Source organism: Caulobacter sp. HJHS_5 (assembly GCF_056683955.1).
This window is the reverse complement of record NZ_JBWZNC010000005.1, coordinates 125,578-140,620: the sequence shown is the minus strand read 5'-3', so window position 1 is coordinate 140,620 and position 15,043 is coordinate 125,578. Positions and strand designations below refer to the sequence as shown.

Sequence of the window (15,043 nt, the reverse complement as noted above, 5' to 3'; positions counted from 1 at the left end):
GTAGAGGCGGCGAATGTCCGCTTTTTCTTCCGTCGCCCCCAATGGCGCCCCCAATGGCGCCCTCGTCCTGTTCTCCGGCGGACAGGATTCCACCGCCTGCCTCGCCTGGGCGTTGGAGCGCTATCAGCGGGTCGAGACCGTGGGCTTCGACTACGGCCAGCGGCACGCCGTCGAGCTTGAGGCACGCCAGACGGTGCGGGCCCGCATCGTCGCGGAGTTTCCTCGGTGGGCCGCCCGCCTGGGCGAGGATCACATGCTCGACCTGCGCGGTTTCGGCGCCGTCGGCGAGTCGGCCCTGACCACCGAGCGGGCCATCGAGATGACCGATCGCGGCCTGCCGTCGACCTTCGTGCCCGGCCGCAACCTCGTGTTCCTGACCTATGCGGCCGCCCTGGCCGACCGTCGCGGCCTGACCGCCCTGGTCGGCGGCATGTGCGAGACCGATTTCTCCGGTTATCCCGACTGCCGGCGCGACACCCTCGACGCCATGCAGAACGCCCTGAATCTCGGCATGGCGCGCGATTTCGTCATCGAGACGCCGCTGATGCGGCTGACCAAGGCCCAGACCTGGGCCCTCGCCAAGACCCTGGGCGGCGACGCCCTGGTCGCCATCACCGTCGAGGACACCCATACCTGCTATCTCGGCGAGCGCGGCGAACCGCACGCCTGGGGCCATGGCTGCGGTCACTGCCCGGCCTGCGACCTGCGCGCCAAGGGTTGGGATGAATGGAACGCAGCGGGGCGGCCCGCCCAGTGACGTACTCGGTCAAGGAAATCTTCCTCACCCTGCAGGGCGAGGGCGGCCAGGCGGGGCGGGCGGCGGTGTTCTGCCGCTTCTCCGGCTGCAACCTTTGGACCGGCCGCGAACAGGATCGCGCCAAGGCGGTCTGCACCTTCTGCGACACCGATTTCGTCGGAACCGACGGCGAGGGCGGCGGCAAGTTCGAGACGGCCGACGCCCTGGCGGCGGCTGTCGAGGCGGCGTGGACCGGCGGCGTCGAGGCGCGGCTGGTGGTCATCACCGGCGGCGAGCCGATGCTGCAGCTCGACGAGGTCCTGATCGCCGCCCTGCACGCCCGGGGCTTCTCCATCGCGGTGGAGAGCAACGGCACCATCGCCGCTCCGCCGGGGGTCGACTGGCTGTGCGTCAGCCCAAAGGCCGACAGCGTCGTCGTCCAGACCAGCGGCCAGGAACTGAAGCTCGTCTACCCCCAGCCGGGCGTCGATCCCGCCCGCTTCGAGGCCATGGCGTTCGAGCGGTTTTACCTGCAGCCGATGGACGGTCCGGACCGCGAGGCCAACACCGCGGCGGCGGTCGCCTATTGCCTTGAGCACCCTCGATGGCGTTTAAGCGTGCAAACACACAAGTACCTGGGTCTGCCCTGAGGATTTCGAGCTCCTCCCAGACCCCGGCTTTTCAAAAGACGATGTCTGAACCGATCTTCGAAATCACGAAGGCCGCCGCCTTCGACGCCGCGCATTATCTGGAGGAAGGCCCCGCCGACCACCGCTATCGGCGGCTGCATGGCCACTCGTTCCAGGTCGAGGCCAGCGTGCGCGGAGCCGTTGCCGACGGCCATGAATGGGTCGCCGACCTCGGCGAACTCGACCGGGCGCTGAAGAGCCTGGCCGGCGAACTCGACCACGGCCTGCTCAACGACCATCCGGGTCTGGAGACGCCGACCCTGGAGCGCCTCTGCCTGCACTTCGCCAAGGCGCTGAAGCCGAAATTCCCCGGCCTGTCGCGGGTCGTGGTCTCGCGCCCGACCATCGGCGAGCGCTGCGAGTTCCGGCTCTAACGACGCCGCGCTTCGCGTTCGCGCTGGCGTTCCTCGCGTTCCAGCCGCTTGGCGCGCTGTTTCTTGCTTTCGCCCGGGATGACCGCGCTGCCCACCGCCCCGGCGGCGTGCGCCGCGCCGCCGACCGCCGCGCCCGTGGCGCCGACCACGGCCCCTCCGGCGGCCACCGCCAGGCAGCCCTGACACATCAGGCCCGCGCCAAACACCAGGGCGAGGATCGCGGCGCGGCGGGCGGGAATGATCATGGGGCGTGCTCGGCGAACTGGCGGTCGCCGGTATCTAGCGGGCGAATATCACCAATTCATGGCGCGTAACGCCGCGGGTCCTGCTAGCCCTGGGCTTGCGGCGCCTCGTCCTCGATTTCGAGGCGGCTGTCGGAGTTGCGGCGCCAGGGACCGTTGAACAGCGGGTCGGCCCGCCGCCGGCGGTCGGGACCGAAGTAGTACGGCGCGCGGACGAAGGGCCGCGAGTTGTCCACCACCTCGCAGATGCGATCGATCACGCCTCGGGCGGTGACCGGCTTGGTCAGGAACTCGTTGACCCCGGCGTCGCGCGCCTCCTCGACGTGGCGCTGGGTCGAGTGCCCGGTGATCATGATCACCGGCGCCATGGTGTTCGGGCTGTCGGGCGAATTGCGCAGCAGCTTGACGAAATCGATGCCGTCGAGCGGCTGCATCGTCAGGTCGGTGATGACGATATCGATGTTGGCGCCCCGCATCAGTTGCAGCGCCTCGGCCCCATCGCAGGACTCGTAAACATTGCGCACGCCGATCGCGCGCAAGATTTCGACCAGCAACACCCGCATGTGGTGGTTGTCGTCGACCAGCAGAACCTTGAGGAGTTCGAAGCGCAAGCGAGCCGTACACCTTGTCGCTACGCGGTTTTGCGCGGCGAACATCGGAGGATTACGGTTCGCGCATCGAGCCGGTCAACCGAAAACCAGCGTTACGCGGCGGTTGGCCGCCGCCAACCGCCGCGCTTCGCCTATTCGCTGTCCACGAGAACGATTTCAGCGTCCGTGAGCGCCCGAACCCGAAGGACGGGCTCGTCCTTGATCGCGGCGCCGTCGCGCGGCGCGAGCTTCACGTCGCCGACCTCGACTTCGCCGGCGGCGGAAACGAGATAGGCGTGGCGCCCCGGCGCCAGCGGCCATTCGGCGGTCTCGCCCGCCTTCAGGGTGGCGCCCGCCACTCGCGCCTCCGCCCGGATCGGCAGGGCGTCGTCGTCGCCGGCGAAGCCGCTGGCCAGGGTCACGAACTTGCCGGCCCGGTCGCCGCGGGGGAAGGGTTTGGCTCCCCAGGAGGGCTGGCCGCCGCGAGTGCGCGGCTGGATCCAGATCTGGAACAGCGTCGTGGTCTCGTCTTCCAGATTGTATTCGGCGTGCCGGATGCCGCTGCCCGCGCTCATAACCTGCACGTCGCCCGCCTCGGTGCGGCCCTGGTTGCCCAGGCTGTCCTGATGGCTGATCGCGCCCTGACGGACGTAGGTGATGATCTCCATGTCCGCGTGCGGATGCGCCGGAAAGCCGGACTTCGGGCCGATCTCGTCGTCGTTCCACACCCTCAGGGCGCCCCAGCCCATGCGGGACGGGTCGTACCAGTTGGCGAACGAGAAATGGTGGCGGGCGTTCAGCCAGCCGTGGTCAGCGTGGCCGAGTTTGTCGAAGGGTCTGCGCTCGATCATGGGAAGCGTCTCCTTTCCTTGACCGGATAGATAGGAAAGGGTCGGATATATTGCAACAGATGTAGTTGCGGAATGGTTGGCCGAACCAACTTCGTCATGCTGAGCTGCGCGCAGCGCAAGTCGAAGCACGCAGGGCGGCGATGCGGTGCGTCCTTCGACAGGTCCACTGCGCGGACCGCTCAGGATGACGAATTCAAGAGCGGGAGAGGCCTATCCCACCTGGGCTCGATGCCGCAGGAAGGCGTCGGCCAGGACGCAGGCGGTCATCGCCTCGACCACCGGCACGGCGCGAATGCCGACGCAGGGGTCGTGGCGCCCCTTGGTGCGCAGCTCCACCTCCTCACCCGCCTCGTTGATCGTGCGGCGCGGGGTGAGGATCGACGATGTCGGCTTGAAGGCGACCCGGGCGACCACCGGCTGGCCGGTCGAGATTCCGCCCAGCACGCCGCCGGCCTTGTTCGACAGGAACACCGGCTCGCCGTTCTTCAGGCGCATCTCGTCGGCGTTCTCCTCGCCGGTCAGGGCCGCGGCGTCGAACCCGGCCCCGATCTCCACGCCCTTGGCGGCGTTGATCGACATCAGCGCCGAGGCCAGCTCGGAATCCAGCTTGCCGTACAGCGGCGCCCCCCAGCCGACGGGCACGCCGACGGCCTCAACCTCGACCACCGCCCCGGTGGAGGAGCCGGCCTTGCGGATCTTCTCCAGGTGCTCCTCCCACACCGCCACCATTTCGGGGTCGGGACAGAAGAACGGGTTATCGTTCACCGCCGCCCAGTCCCAGCGCGAGCGGTCCACCTTGTGCGGCCCGATCTGCACAAGGGCGCCGCGCACGATCACATTGGGGATCACCTTGCGCGCCACGGCGCCGGCGGCCACGCGCGCCGCCGTCTCGCGCGCCGAGCTGCGCCCGCCGCCGCGATAGTCGCGCACGCCGTACTTGGCCGAATAGGGATAGTCGGCATGGCCCGGGCGGAAGGCCTGGGCGATCTCGGAATAGTCCTTCGAGCGCTGGTCGACGTTCTCGATCATCAGCGAGATCGGCGTGCCGGTCGTCACCTGGCCGCCGAAGCGTTCGACGGTCTTGGCGTCCTCGAACACGCCGGAGAGGATGCGCACCGCATCCGGCTCCTGCCGTTGCGTCACGAACTTGCCCTGGCCGGGACGGCGCTTGTCCAGCCACACCTGGATGTCTTGCGGGTCGAGGCGCAGGCCGGGCGGGCAGCCGTCGACCACGCAGCCGAGCGCCGGGCCGTGGCTTTCGCCCCAGGTGGTGACGCGGAACAGATGGCCGAAGGTGTTGTGCGACATGGCGGCGCTTCTAGCGAATGTGCGTGGGATGCACAAAGTCTGTGGTCTTTCTCCTCCCCCGTATGCGGGGGAGGGGGACCGCGAAGCGGTGGAGGGGGCGCAACAGCGGCGGAGCGCCCCTTCCGTCACGGCGCTGGGCGCCGCGCCACCTTCCCCGCGAGCGGGGAAGGAGAATTAGGCCGCCCACACCGCCGCGAACCGGCGCAGCAGCGTCCGCGCGGCGCTCTCCGAGGTCTCGCCCTCGGCTTCCAGGCGCAGGAACAGATGTCCCCGGGCATGCGAGCCGCGCGCGGGCAGGCCTTCGCCGGGCAGCCGCACCAGGCGGCGCTCGCCGGCCCGGCGGTTGATCCACACGGCGCGAGGGCCCAGCGGCGTCGTGATCTCGACGCGGCCGCCTTCGGTCAGAACGCGACGGGCGACGCGGGCGGTCACCCACAGGTCGTCGCCGCGCACCAGCATCTCGCGATCGGCCTGGATGCGGACCTCGAAACTTTCGCCGCTCGCGCGCACCGTATCGCCTTCGCGCAGACCCGCCGGCAGGCGCACGCGCAGGGTGCGGCCGTCGCTGGCCGCCAGCAGCACCTCGCCGCCCATCAGGGCGACGCGCGGCTCGATCTCGAAGCCCGGCTTCACGACGCGGGGCGGCCGGATGGCGGGCGGGAAAAACAGCGGCGAGCCGGCGGCCTGCAGGGCGCGATAGGCGTCGACCACGGCGCGGAACTCGGCGGGGTCGCCTCCCTCGCGGTCGGGGTGCGCCCGTTTGGCGGCGTCGCGGAAAGCGCTGCGGAGGGCGTCCTCGTCGGCGTCCGGGCCCACGCCCAAGCGCGCTCGCGCCGCCTCGACGCCGATGTTGATCCGACCGTTCACCCACGCACCATGGGTGGTTTCGGTCAACGCCCCGTTAAGCACGATCCACGGCGTCGCAATTCCTGGGGGAGCGGTCTATTCAGGGCGTCATGAGCGACGAACCCCTTATCCCGCCTTCGCCGAGCGAGGACGACTACGTCCGCCAAGTGACCGCCGCCGAGCCGCCGGCGCTGCTGGCCGGGGAGGATCCGTTCGCCCTGTTCGCCGACTGGCTGCGCGACGCCGACGCCGCCGAGCCCAACGATCCCAACGCCATGGCCCTGGCCACCGTCGACGCCTCCGGCCTGCCGGACGTGCGCATGGTGCTGCTGAAGGACGTGGATGCACGGGGCTTCACCTTCTTCACCAACCTCGAAAGCGCCAAGGGCCGCGAACTGGCGGCCAATCCCCAGGCCGCCCTGCTGTTCCACTGGAAATCCCTGCACCGGCAGGTGCGGGTGAGGGGGGCGGTCGAACCGGTCACCGACGCCGAGGCCGACGCCTACTTCGCCACCCGCGCCCGACCGAGCCAGATCGGCGCCTGGGCCTCGCAGCAGTCGCGCGAACTGCCCGGCCGCCTGGCGCTGGAAAAGCGCATCGCCGAGTTCGGCGCCCGGTTCGGCGTCCGCAAGGTGCCGCGCCCGCCGCATTGGTCGGGATTCCGCCTTGTGCCTCAGACCTTCGAATTCTGGCGCGACCGCCCCTTCCGCCTGCACGAGCGGCTGGTGTTCGAGCGGACGGGGCAGGGCTGGGGAACCAAGCGTCTGTATCCCTGACTTCGCAGCCCAAAGTCTTCGTCATGCTGAGCAGGCCGCGCAGCGGCCGTGTCGAAGCACGCACGACGGCGATGCATTGCGTCCTTCGACCGCGCTGCGCGCGCTCAGGATGACGCCCTCCGTAGGGGCTAGCGCGCCAACGCCGCCTTCACCGCCGGATGCTCCAGCACCGGTGCGATCAGCCGGTCGATCTCCTGCGGGTCGTCGGGCGTCAGGCGCGCCGTGTCGTCGTCGATGACGAGGTCGGCGCCGGTCTTCGACGGCTCGATCAGCCGCAGGTGCGCCGGCCGCACCGTCGCCAGATACTGGCCGACCACCGAGGCCACCGTCCGCCCCCGCTCGGCCTGGTCGCGCAGCAGGCGGCGGATGAAGCGCACGTCGGGCGGAGTGTGGATGAACACCTTCAGGTCGAAAAGCTCGATCAGCCGCTGGCTGCACAACAGGTGCGCGCCCTCGACCACCACCAGCGGCGCGGGCGTCAGGGTCTCGCCGCCGGGCCGGCGACGGTGGCTCACGAAGTCGTAGGCCGGGCCTTCCACCGTCCGCCCGGCCTTCAACTGCGCCAGATGGTCGGCGAGCAGGTCGTGGTCGCGGGCGGCGACGTCGTCGAAGTCGAACGCCGCCGGGTCGAAGTCAGGGTGCGCGCCCCAGTCGCCGTAGTAGGCGTCCTCGCTGACCAGCGTCACCGCGCCGTCGGGCAGGCGGTCGCGCAGGGCCTCGGCCAGGGTGCTCTTGCCCGAACCCGAACCACCGACAATCGCGAGAAGCAGCGCCATGCGCTCGCCTTAGCCTCGTTCCTACAATCGCGCCACACGCGCGCCGCGTTGCGAGCCTCGGCCCTCGTGATAGCGTCGGATCAAAGAACAAGGGAGGTTCAGCCCCATGCAGGGCTTGATGCAGGACTGGCCCCTGACGGTCGACAAGATCATCGACCATGCGCGCGCCTGGCACGGCGACCGCGAAATCGTCACGCGCTCGGTGGAAGGTCCCATCGTCCGGACGACCTACGCCCGCATCCACGTCCGCGCCAAAAAGACGTCGAACGCCCTGCTGCGCCTCGGCGTCACCCTCGGCGACCGGGTCGCGACCCTCGCCTGGTGTACCGGCAATCACATGGAGGCCTGGTACGGGATCATGGGGATCGGGGCGATCTGCCACACCCTCAATCCCCGCCTGCACCCGCAACAGCTGGCCTGGATCGTCAACCACGCCGGCGACCGCCTGCTGTTCGTCGACCTCACCTTCCTGCCGCTGATCGAGGGCATTCTGCCGTTCTGCCCGACGCTGGAGCGGGTGATCGTGCTGACCGACGGCGAGCATATGCCGGCCTTCGCCCCCAAGGGCGAGGTCTCGCCCGCCTTCCAGGGCGTGGTCGATTTCGAAAGCCTGATCGCCGGCGAGGCGGCCGAGTGCTCCTGGGGCGGCTTCGACGAAAACACCGCCGCCGGTCTCTGCTACACCTCCGGCACCACGGGCGAGCCGAAGGGCGTGCTCTACTCGCATCGCTCCAACTTCCTGCACACTTTCGCCACCCTGCAGACGGACGTCATGGGCTGTTCGGCGACCGACACCGTGCTGGCGGTGGTGCCGATGTTCCACGCCAACGGCTGGGGCCTCGCCTTCGGCGGTCCGGCCAGCGGGGCCAAGCTGGTCATGCCCGGCGCCAAGCTCGACGGCGCCAGCCTCTATGAGCTGATCGAGGCCGAGCAGGTCACCTTCACCGCCGCCGTGCCCACAGTGTGGCAGGGGCTCCTGCAGTACCTCGGCCAGTCGGGCGCCAAGTTCACCTCGCTCAAGCGCGTGCTGATCGGCGGCGCCGCCGTCTCCGAGCGCACCATCGCCGCCTTCCGCGACGACTACGGCGTCGAGGTGGTCCACGCCTGGGGCATGACCGAGACCTCGCCCCTGGGCACCGTCTCGCATCCGACCTCGGCCATCCTCGCCAAGTCGCCCGAGGAGCAGCTGCGCTACCAATTGAAGCAGGGCCGGCCGCCGCTCGGCATCGAGCTGCGTGTCGAGAACGAGGACGGCAGTGAAGCCCCGCACGACGGCCAGACCTTCGGCCACCTGAAGGTGCGCGGCCCCTTCGTTTCCGCCGCCTACTTCCGGGGCGAGGTGTCGATCCTCGACGCGGACGGCTTCTTCGACACCGGCGACATCGCCACCCTCGACGCAGAGGGCTACATGCAGATCACCGACCGCTCGAAGGACGTCATCAAGTCCGGCGGCGAGTGGATCAGCTCCATCGAGATCGAGAACATCGTGCTCGGCCATCCGAAAACGGCCCTGGCGGCGGTGATCGGCCGCCCGCATCCGAAGTGGGACGAGCGCCCCTTGCTGCTGGTCAAGCTGAAGGACGGCGAGACGGCGACGCGCGAGGAGTACCTGGCCTTCCTCGAGGGCAAGATCGCCAAGTGGTGGATGCCCGACGACGTGGTCTTCGTCGATGACATCCCCCTCGGCGCCACCGGCAAGATCGACAAGAAACCCCTGCGCGAGCGTTTCGCCGACTACGTGTTTCCCGCGGCGCCGCCGGCCCCGCTCGCCGAGGCGGCCGCGCGGCCCGCCACCCTTTACGCGCCTGGGGCTCCGCCCGAGGCCTTCGTGGACCCGCCGCCCGTCGAGGCGGCGGACGACGCGCCGGAGCCCGCGCCGTTCCCCCAGGCTGAACCGGCGGCGGAAACCGAAACCGTCGCCGGGATCGCGCCGGAAGCCGAGTTCGAGGCGCAGGATCTGCCACCGGAGCAGCCCGCCCAGGCGGTTGAGGCGCCGGTCGAGGCGGCGCCTCAACCCGAAAGCGAACCAGCCCCCCGCGCGCCGCAATGGCCTGGCGCCGCCATGGCCGTCATCCTCGTCGTCAGCCTGCAGCCGGCCATCCTGGCGGTGGCCGGCGCCGTGGGAAGCCGGGCCGGCCTGTTCGACGCCGCGTTCGGCTATGGCATGCTGACCACGCAATGGGCGCCGGTCGCGGCCGCCGTGGCCGTTTTCGCCACGCTGATCGGCGGGGCGCTGGCCCTGTTTGTCGACCGCCGCCTGCTTCAGCAGGCCACGCTGGTCGCGGGGATCACCCTGGTCACCCTGATCGCCATCTGGACGCTGCGCGGCGCGGCCGCGGCCGCCCCGGCCCACGACGTCGCCACCGATTGGCGCCAGCCCCTGGGCTTCGGCGAGGCCATCCTGGCCGAGCGAGGCGACGCCGCCCCGGTCGAGCCCGACCCGAGCCTGCCGGTCGGATCCGGCCGCTACGCCGGTCGCCGCGTCGCCGAGGTCAACGCCGAGACGTGCCGCGGCGCCGTGCCCGTCGCCGTCTCGCGCCCGCCCGCCGAGGCCTTCGAAGCCGCCCGCGACGCCCTCCGCGCTCGCGGCGTCGCCCTCACCGTCGAAGACCCCGCCGCAGGCCGCCTCGAAGGCAGCGCCACCAGCTTCGGCTATGGCGTGAAGGACGATATCGCGATCCGTATCCAGCCCGCCGCCGCCGGCAGCCGCATCGACATCCGCTCGATCGCTCGCGCGCGCGGCTCCGACCTCGGCCGCAACTGCCGCCGCGTCACCCGCCTCGTGCAGCAGCTTTCCCGCTAGGGCAGGCGGTAGGCGCTCGCCAGCGAGGGCGCGCCGTCGCTGGCCACGCGGCCTTCTGCGACCAGCTTGATGAGGTGGGCCAGCATCGATTGCGCCGCCGCCGGGTGCAGGCGCTTGTCGACCGCGGCGTAGGCCACCGCCACCATCTCGGGAATGCGGTTGTGGCCCTCGGCCAGCAGGGCCAGGACCTGCGCCTCGCGCGCCAGGCGGTGGTCGATATAGGCGGCGAGAAACGGGCCGGGCTCAGTCACCGGCGGACCATGGGTCGGCCACAGGGTCGCGAAGTTCCGGCTCTTCACCAGGCGCAGGCTGGCCAGGTAGTCGGCCATGTCGCCGTCGGGCGGCACGACCACGCTGGTCGACCAGCCCATCACATGGTCGCCGCTGAAGAGGGCGTTCTCCTCGGCCAGGGCGAAACACAGGTGGTTGCCGGTGTGGCCGGGGGTGGCGATCGTCTCCAGGCTCCAGCCGGGTCCGCTGAACGCCTCGCCGCCGGTGATCCGCCGGTCGGGGCGGAAGGCCAGATCGTCTCCGGCCTCCACCGTCGGACCTTCGATGTGCGGCGCCGACGGGCGGTCGAGCCCCGCCACCGGCGCGCCGGTCGCCTCGGATAGGGCGCGGGCGAGGGGGGAATGGTCGGCGTGGTCGTGCGTCACCAGAATCTGCGTCACCCGCTTGCCGGCCAGCGCCGCCAGCAGGGCGTCGAGATGCTCCGGCAGGTCCGGGCCGGGGTCGATCACCGCCACGTCGCCGTGGCCGACGATGTAGGTCCCCGTGCCGAGATAGGTGAACGGACCGGGATTGCGCGCGATCACCCGGCGGATCAGCGGCGAAACCGCGTCGCAGCGGCCGTACTCGAAGTCCATGTCGCGCACGAACGGGATCACGCGTCCTGGCCTCCGATTTGCGGTGAACGCCGCGTTAATCCTGTCGGAGACGGTTCCATGGCGATCGACGCGGCGCTCTTTGTCTCAAAACGGCTCCAGCGGGTCGCCTTCGCCATCGTCTGTCTCGTTGCGGCGCAATTCGTCCTGGCCAGCTGCGAGCCCGAACCGACCGCCATGGCCGCTCGTGTAAGCGTCGCGGATTAGGCGCCGAGAACGCCGGAAAGATCGTAGCCGGCCGACCGGCCCAGTTCGACCAGCTCCCCGCGCGGCCGCGCGCCGGACATCGCCTCGCCGATCGACCAGGTGACGATCGAGCGCGTGCCCGAACGGCAGAACAGCAGTACCGGTCCCTCCGCCCCGGCGACCGCCTCGCGCGTGGCTTCCACCTGGTCCGGCGTCGGGCCGCCCCGCACCGGGATATGGACGAAGGACAGGCCCGCCGCCTCGGCCGCCGCCGCCACCTCGGCCGCCGTCGGCTGGCCCGGCTCCTCGCCGTCCGGCCGGTTGCTGATGATCAGCTTGAAGCCCTGGTCGGCCGCCCGCTTCACGTCCGCCAGTTCGATCTGAGGGCTCACCGCGATCTCTTCGGTGACGGTGCGAAATTCGGTCATCTGCAACTCCTTGCGCCGGGCGGCGCCGCTTCGTTGACATCATCGGCGGCCGATGATGCTTTCGCAACGACCGGCTGCATCTTGCGCCGCGGAGAGTCCCGCACCGCATGGCGAGTTTTCTGCTCCGCCGTCTGCTCACCGCCTTGCCGACGCTGTTCCTCGTGATCACCGCGGCCTTCTTCATGATGCGCGCCGCCCCGGGCAGCCCGTTCGACAGCGAGCGCAAGCTCTCGCCCGAGATCGAGCGCGCGGTGATGGCCAAGTACGGCATGGATCGGCCGCTCGGCGAGCAGTACGTCGACTATCTGAAGGGCGTGGCCCACGGCGATCTCGGCCCTTCCCTCAAGTACAAGGACAAGACCGTCGTCGAGGTGCTGGCCGAAAATTTCGGCGTCAGCCTCACCCTCGGCCTCTCGGCCATCGTCGTCGCCCTGGTGGTGGGCGGAACCCTCGGCGTCTTCGCCGCCCTCCGACAGAACGGCGCCGTCGACTACCTGGCCAGCGCCCTGGCGGTGCTCGGGGTCTGCATCCCCACCTTCGTCACCGCGCCGCTGCTGGTGCTGCTGTTCGCCTCCAGGCTGGAGCTGCTCCCCAACGCCGGCTGGAACGGCGGCGCGGCGGAGAACCTGGTCCTGCCGGTCGCGGTCCTGGCCCTGCCGCAGATCGCCATCATCTCGCGGCTGGTGCGCGCCGGGATGATCGAGGTGCTGCGCTCCAACTATGTCCGCACCGCCCGCGCCAAGGGGCTGTCGGAATTCCGCATCGTCACGCGTCACGTGCTCCGCGCGGCCATGGCGCCGCTGGTGGCCTATCTCGGCCCCGCCGTCGCCGGCCTGCTCACCGGCTCGCTGGTCGTCGAGAAGATCTTCAACCTGCCGGGGCTCGGGAAGTTCTTCGTCATCAGCGCCCTGCAGCGCGACTACACCGTCGTCATGGGCATGGTGATCTTCTTCGCCGCCCTGATCCTGGTGCTGAACCTGCTGGCCGATCTGCTGCTCGCCGCCCTCGATCCGCGGATGACGCTGGCATGACGTCCTCGGTGATGATCCCCGGCTCGCCCGAGCGTTCGCAGATGATGCAGGCCGCCAAGGGCCGCAGCCTGTGGGATGACGCCCGTCGTCGCCTGCTGCGCAACCGCGCCGCCGTCGCCGGCATGATCGTGCTGGGCCTGCTCGTCGTCCTCGCCCTGGTCGGCCCGTCGCTGACCGGCGTCGCCTATGACGCCATCCGCAAGGACGACGTCTGGCTCGCGCCCCTGCGGGGCGGCCATCTGATCGGCGCCGACAGCCTCGGCCGCGACCTGCTCACCCGCCTGTTCATGGGCCTGCGCGTTTCGCTGGCCATCGGAGTCGTCGCCACCGCCGTTTCGCTGGTCATCGGCGTCGCCTGGGGCGCGGTGGCCGGCTATTTCGGCGGCCGGCTGGACGAGACGATGATGCGCATCGTCGACGTGCTCTACGCCCTGCCGTTCATCTTCTTCGTCATCCTGCTGATGGTGACTTTCGGCTCGAACATCGTGCTGATCTTCGTGGCCATCGGGGCGGTCGAATGGCTGACCATGGCCCGCATCGTCCGCGCCCAGACCCTGTCGCTGAAGCAGAAGGAGTTCATCGAGGCGGCCCAGGCCGCCGGCCTGTCGCGCCTGGCCATCGTCCTGCGCCACATCGTGCCCAACCTGCTGGGGCCGGTGGTGGTCTACGTCACCCTCACCATCCCGACGGTGATCCTGGCCGAGAGCTTCCTCAGCTTCCTCGGCCTCGGCGTGCAGGCGCCGATGGCCTCGCTCGGAACCCTGATCGCCAACGGCGCGCAGGACATGGAGCTGGCGCCCTGGCTGCTGATCTTCCCGTCGGCGGTGATGATCGTCACCCTGATGGCCTTCAACTTCATCGGCGACGGTCTGCGCGACGCCCTGGACCCCAAGGATCGATGAAGGGAGGGGGCCGTATTGTCGCGACGGCGGCCCTCGCCCTGGCGGTCCTGACCGGTCTTTCCGGCTGCGGCAGGAAGGCGGCGGTGCGCCCGGCCTGTCCCCCCGGCCAGGACTGCGTGCTGATCGGCAACGCCGCCGAGCTCAGCTCGCTCGATCCGCACCACGTCACCGGCATCTGGGAGGCCCGCGTCATGCGCGACGCCTTCGTGGGCCTCACGGTCGACGATGACCAGGGGAACACTCAGCCGGGCATCGCCACCTCCTGGGAAACCTCGCCCGACGGCCTGGTCTGGACCTTCCACCTGCGCGACGCGGTCTGGTCCGACGGCGTACCCGTCACCGCCGGCGACTTCGTCTTCGCCTATCGCCGCAGCCTCGATCCCAAGACCGCCAACGAGACGGCGGCCCTGATCTATGTGCTGAAGAACGCCCAGCCGGTGAACGCCGGCAAGCTGCCGGTCGAGGCCCTGGGGGTGAAGGCGCTCGATCCCCACACGCTGCAGATCACGCTCGAACACCCCGCGCCCTATCTGCTGGAGCTGACCAAGCACCTCTCGATGCTGCCCGTGCCCCAGCACGCGGTGGAAAAGTGGGGCGACGCCTGGGTCCAGCCGGCCCACTATGTCAGCAACGGCCCCTTCATCCCGGCCGAGTGGCGGCTCGGCGACTATATGAAGTCGGTGAGGAACCCCCGGTTCTACGAGGCGGCCGCCGTCTGCCCGGCGGCGGTCTATTACTACCCGACCAACGATGCGATCAGCGCCGAGCGCCGCGTCCTTCGCGGCGAACTCGATGTCAGCACCGACATCCTCTCCAACCGCATCGCCTACCTTCAGAACAAGGCGCCCGGCTATGTGCGGGTGAAGACCTGGCTCGGCGTCGCCTACGCCTCGTTCAACTCCAACATTCCCGGCCTGAACGACCCGCGCGTGCGGCGCGCGCTCAGCATGTCGATCGATCGCGAGTTCATCACCGGCAAGCTGCTGCGCGGCGGCCAGCTTCCGGCCTACACCTTCACGCCGCCGGGCATGGCCAACTACACGGCGGTGACCCCGCCGGAATGGTCGAGCTGGAGCTTCGAGCGCCGCCAGGCCGAGGCGCGCCGCCTGCTGGCCGAAGCGGGCTATGGCCCAGGCCGTCCTCTCAAGATCGAGATCAAGCTGCGCAACAGCCCAGACCCGGCCCTGTTCTATCCGGCCATCCAGGCCGACTGGAAATCCATCGGCGTCGACGCCCGCCTGGCCCAGGTCGAGACCCAGGTCGCCTATGCCGACTATCGGTCGCGCAACTACCAGGTGGCCGACGCCGCCTGGATCGCCGACTACAACGATCCGATCACCTTCCTCTTCCTGATGCGGTCCGATACCGGCGCCCAGAATTACAGCGATTACCGCAGTCCCGCCTACGACGGACTGCTCGCCAGGGCCGACGCCGAGCCCGACGCCAAGGCCCGCGCGGCCTACCTCGCCCAGGCGGAAGAGCTGATGCTCGGCGACGCGCCGGTCGCCCCCATCTTCTTCTATGTCAGCAAGAATCTGGTCCGCCCCGACCTCTCGGGTTGGGTGGACAACCTGTCCGATCGGCACCCGTCACGCGACCTCTGCCGTAAGAAGGACTGACC

At 69.8% G+C, this 15,043-nt stretch carries 17 protein-coding genes; 9 read left to right on the top strand and 8 right to left on the bottom strand.

Annotation, left to right across the window (positions count from 1 at the left end; all coding sequences use genetic code 11):
- Positions 1-13 precede the first annotated feature (13 nt).
- The 3 genes from queC to ACFLIT_RS11155 are packed head-to-tail and all read left to right on the top strand — an operon-like array spanning position 14 to position 1,799.
- Entirely contained in the window at positions 14-757 is a 744-nt protein-coding gene (gene queC / locus ACFLIT_RS11165) for a 7-cyano-7-deazaguanine synthase QueC (RefSeq protein WP_479911306.1), read from the top strand.
- Entirely contained in the window at positions 754-1,386 is a 633-nt protein-coding gene (gene queE / locus ACFLIT_RS11160) for a 7-carboxy-7-deazaguanine synthase (RefSeq protein WP_479911305.1), read from the top strand. The genes queC and queE overlap by 4 nt, the downstream gene beginning before the upstream one ends.
- Positions 1,387-1,427: 41 nt before the next feature.
- Positions 1,428-1,799, top strand: coding sequence for a 6-pyruvoyl trahydropterin synthase family protein (locus ACFLIT_RS11155; RefSeq protein ID WP_479911304.1), 372 nt, complete (start codon positions 1,428-1,430; stop codon positions 1,797-1,799).
- On the opposite strand, the gene ACFLIT_RS11150 is transcribed toward ACFLIT_RS11155, so the two are convergent.
- The 5 genes from ACFLIT_RS11150 to ACFLIT_RS11130 all read right to left on the bottom strand — a co-directional run bounded on the left by ACFLIT_RS11150 (position 1,796) and on the right by ACFLIT_RS11130 (position 5,684).
- Positions 1,796-2,044 (bottom strand): hypothetical protein, encoded by a 249-nt coding sequence (locus ACFLIT_RS11150; RefSeq protein WP_479911303.1) that lies wholly within the window; start codon positions 2,042-2,044, stop codon positions 1,796-1,798. The two genes, ACFLIT_RS11155 and ACFLIT_RS11150, sit on opposite strands and share 4 nt — an antisense overlap.
- Positions 2,045-2,127: 83 nt before the next feature.
- A complete protein-coding gene (locus tag ACFLIT_RS11145) occupies positions 2,128-2,652 on the bottom strand; it encodes a response regulator (RefSeq protein ID WP_479911302.1) in 525 nt (174 codons plus the stop codon).
- 131 nt (positions 2,653-2,783) lie between these two features.
- On the bottom strand, positions 2,784-3,482 hold the full coding sequence (locus tag ACFLIT_RS11140; RefSeq protein WP_479911301.1) for a pirin family protein: 699 nt from the start codon (positions 3,480-3,482) through the stop codon (positions 2,784-2,786).
- 210 nt (positions 3,483-3,692) lie between these two features.
- The gene (aroC, locus tag ACFLIT_RS11135) at positions 3,693-4,790 is read right to left on the bottom strand and encodes a chorismate synthase (protein ID WP_479911300.1); all 1,098 of its coding nucleotides are present in this window, start codon (positions 4,788-4,790) and stop codon (positions 3,693-3,695) included.
- A gap of 174 nt (positions 4,791-4,964) precedes the next feature.
- Complete coding sequence (locus ACFLIT_RS11130; RefSeq protein WP_479911299.1) at positions 4,965-5,684, bottom strand: DnaJ C-terminal domain-containing protein; 720 nt, start codon at positions 5,682-5,684, stop codon at positions 4,965-4,967.
- A gap of 62 nt (positions 5,685-5,746) precedes the next feature.
- On the opposite strand from ACFLIT_RS11130, the gene pdxH reads away from it, so the two are divergent.
- The gene (gene pdxH, locus ACFLIT_RS11125; RefSeq protein ID WP_479911298.1) at positions 5,747-6,412 is read left to right on the top strand and encodes a pyridoxamine 5'-phosphate oxidase; all 666 of its coding nucleotides are present in this window, start codon (positions 5,747-5,749) and stop codon (positions 6,410-6,412) included.
- Positions 6,413-6,540: 128 nt separating this feature from the next.
- Here pdxH and udk read toward each other — a convergent pair whose 3' ends face one another.
- Positions 6,541-7,188 (bottom strand): uridine kinase, encoded by a 648-nt coding sequence (gene udk / locus ACFLIT_RS11120; RefSeq protein WP_479911297.1) that lies wholly within the window; start codon positions 7,186-7,188, stop codon positions 6,541-6,543.
- 106 nt (positions 7,189-7,294) lie between these two features.
- Between udk and ACFLIT_RS11115 the strand changes: the two genes are divergently transcribed.
- Positions 7,295-9,991: a long-chain-fatty-acid--CoA ligase gene (locus tag ACFLIT_RS11115; protein WP_479911296.1), complete on the top strand. Its 2,697-nt coding sequence runs from the start codon at positions 7,295-7,297 to the stop codon at positions 9,989-9,991.
- Here ACFLIT_RS11115 and ACFLIT_RS11110 read toward each other — a convergent pair.
- Positions 9,988-10,878, bottom strand: coding sequence for an MBL fold metallo-hydrolase (locus ACFLIT_RS11110; protein ID WP_479911295.1), 891 nt, complete (start codon positions 10,876-10,878; stop codon positions 9,988-9,990). The genes ACFLIT_RS11115 and ACFLIT_RS11110 overlap by 4 nt on opposite strands.
- A gap of 57 nt (positions 10,879-10,935) precedes the next feature.
- On the opposite strand from ACFLIT_RS11110, the gene ACFLIT_RS11105 reads away from it, so the two are divergent.
- Positions 10,936-11,082: a hypothetical protein gene (locus ACFLIT_RS11105; RefSeq protein WP_479911294.1), complete on the top strand. Its 147-nt coding sequence runs from the start codon at positions 10,936-10,938 to the stop codon at positions 11,080-11,082.
- Here the strand turns inward: ACFLIT_RS11105 and ACFLIT_RS11100 are convergent.
- Positions 11,079-11,489 carry a TIGR01244 family sulfur transferase gene (locus tag ACFLIT_RS11100; protein WP_479911293.1) on the bottom strand — a complete coding sequence of 137 codons (411 nt, stop codon included), beginning with the start codon at positions 11,487-11,489 and terminating at the stop codon, positions 11,079-11,081. The two genes, ACFLIT_RS11105 and ACFLIT_RS11100, sit on opposite strands and share 4 nt — an antisense overlap.
- Before the next feature lie 107 nt (positions 11,490-11,596).
- On the opposite strand from ACFLIT_RS11100, the gene ACFLIT_RS11095 reads away from it, so the two are divergent.
- From ACFLIT_RS11095 to ACFLIT_RS11085, 3 genes are read left to right on the top strand one after another with little or no spacing between them, the layout of a single operon-like run.
- A complete protein-coding gene (locus ACFLIT_RS11095; protein ID WP_479911292.1) occupies positions 11,597-12,520 on the top strand; it encodes an ABC transporter permease subunit in 924 nt (307 codons plus the stop codon).
- Positions 12,517-13,422 carry an ABC transporter permease gene (locus ACFLIT_RS11090; protein WP_479911291.1) on the top strand — a complete coding sequence of 302 codons (906 nt, stop codon included), beginning with the start codon at positions 12,517-12,519 and terminating at the stop codon, positions 13,420-13,422. Before ACFLIT_RS11095 ends, ACFLIT_RS11090 begins: the two co-directional genes overlap by 4 nt.
- A complete protein-coding gene (locus ACFLIT_RS11085; protein ID WP_479911290.1) occupies positions 13,419-15,041 on the top strand; it encodes a peptide ABC transporter substrate-binding protein in 1,623 nt (540 codons plus the stop codon). Before ACFLIT_RS11090 ends, ACFLIT_RS11085 begins: the two co-directional genes overlap by 4 nt.
- Positions 15,042-15,043 lie beyond the last annotated feature (2 nt).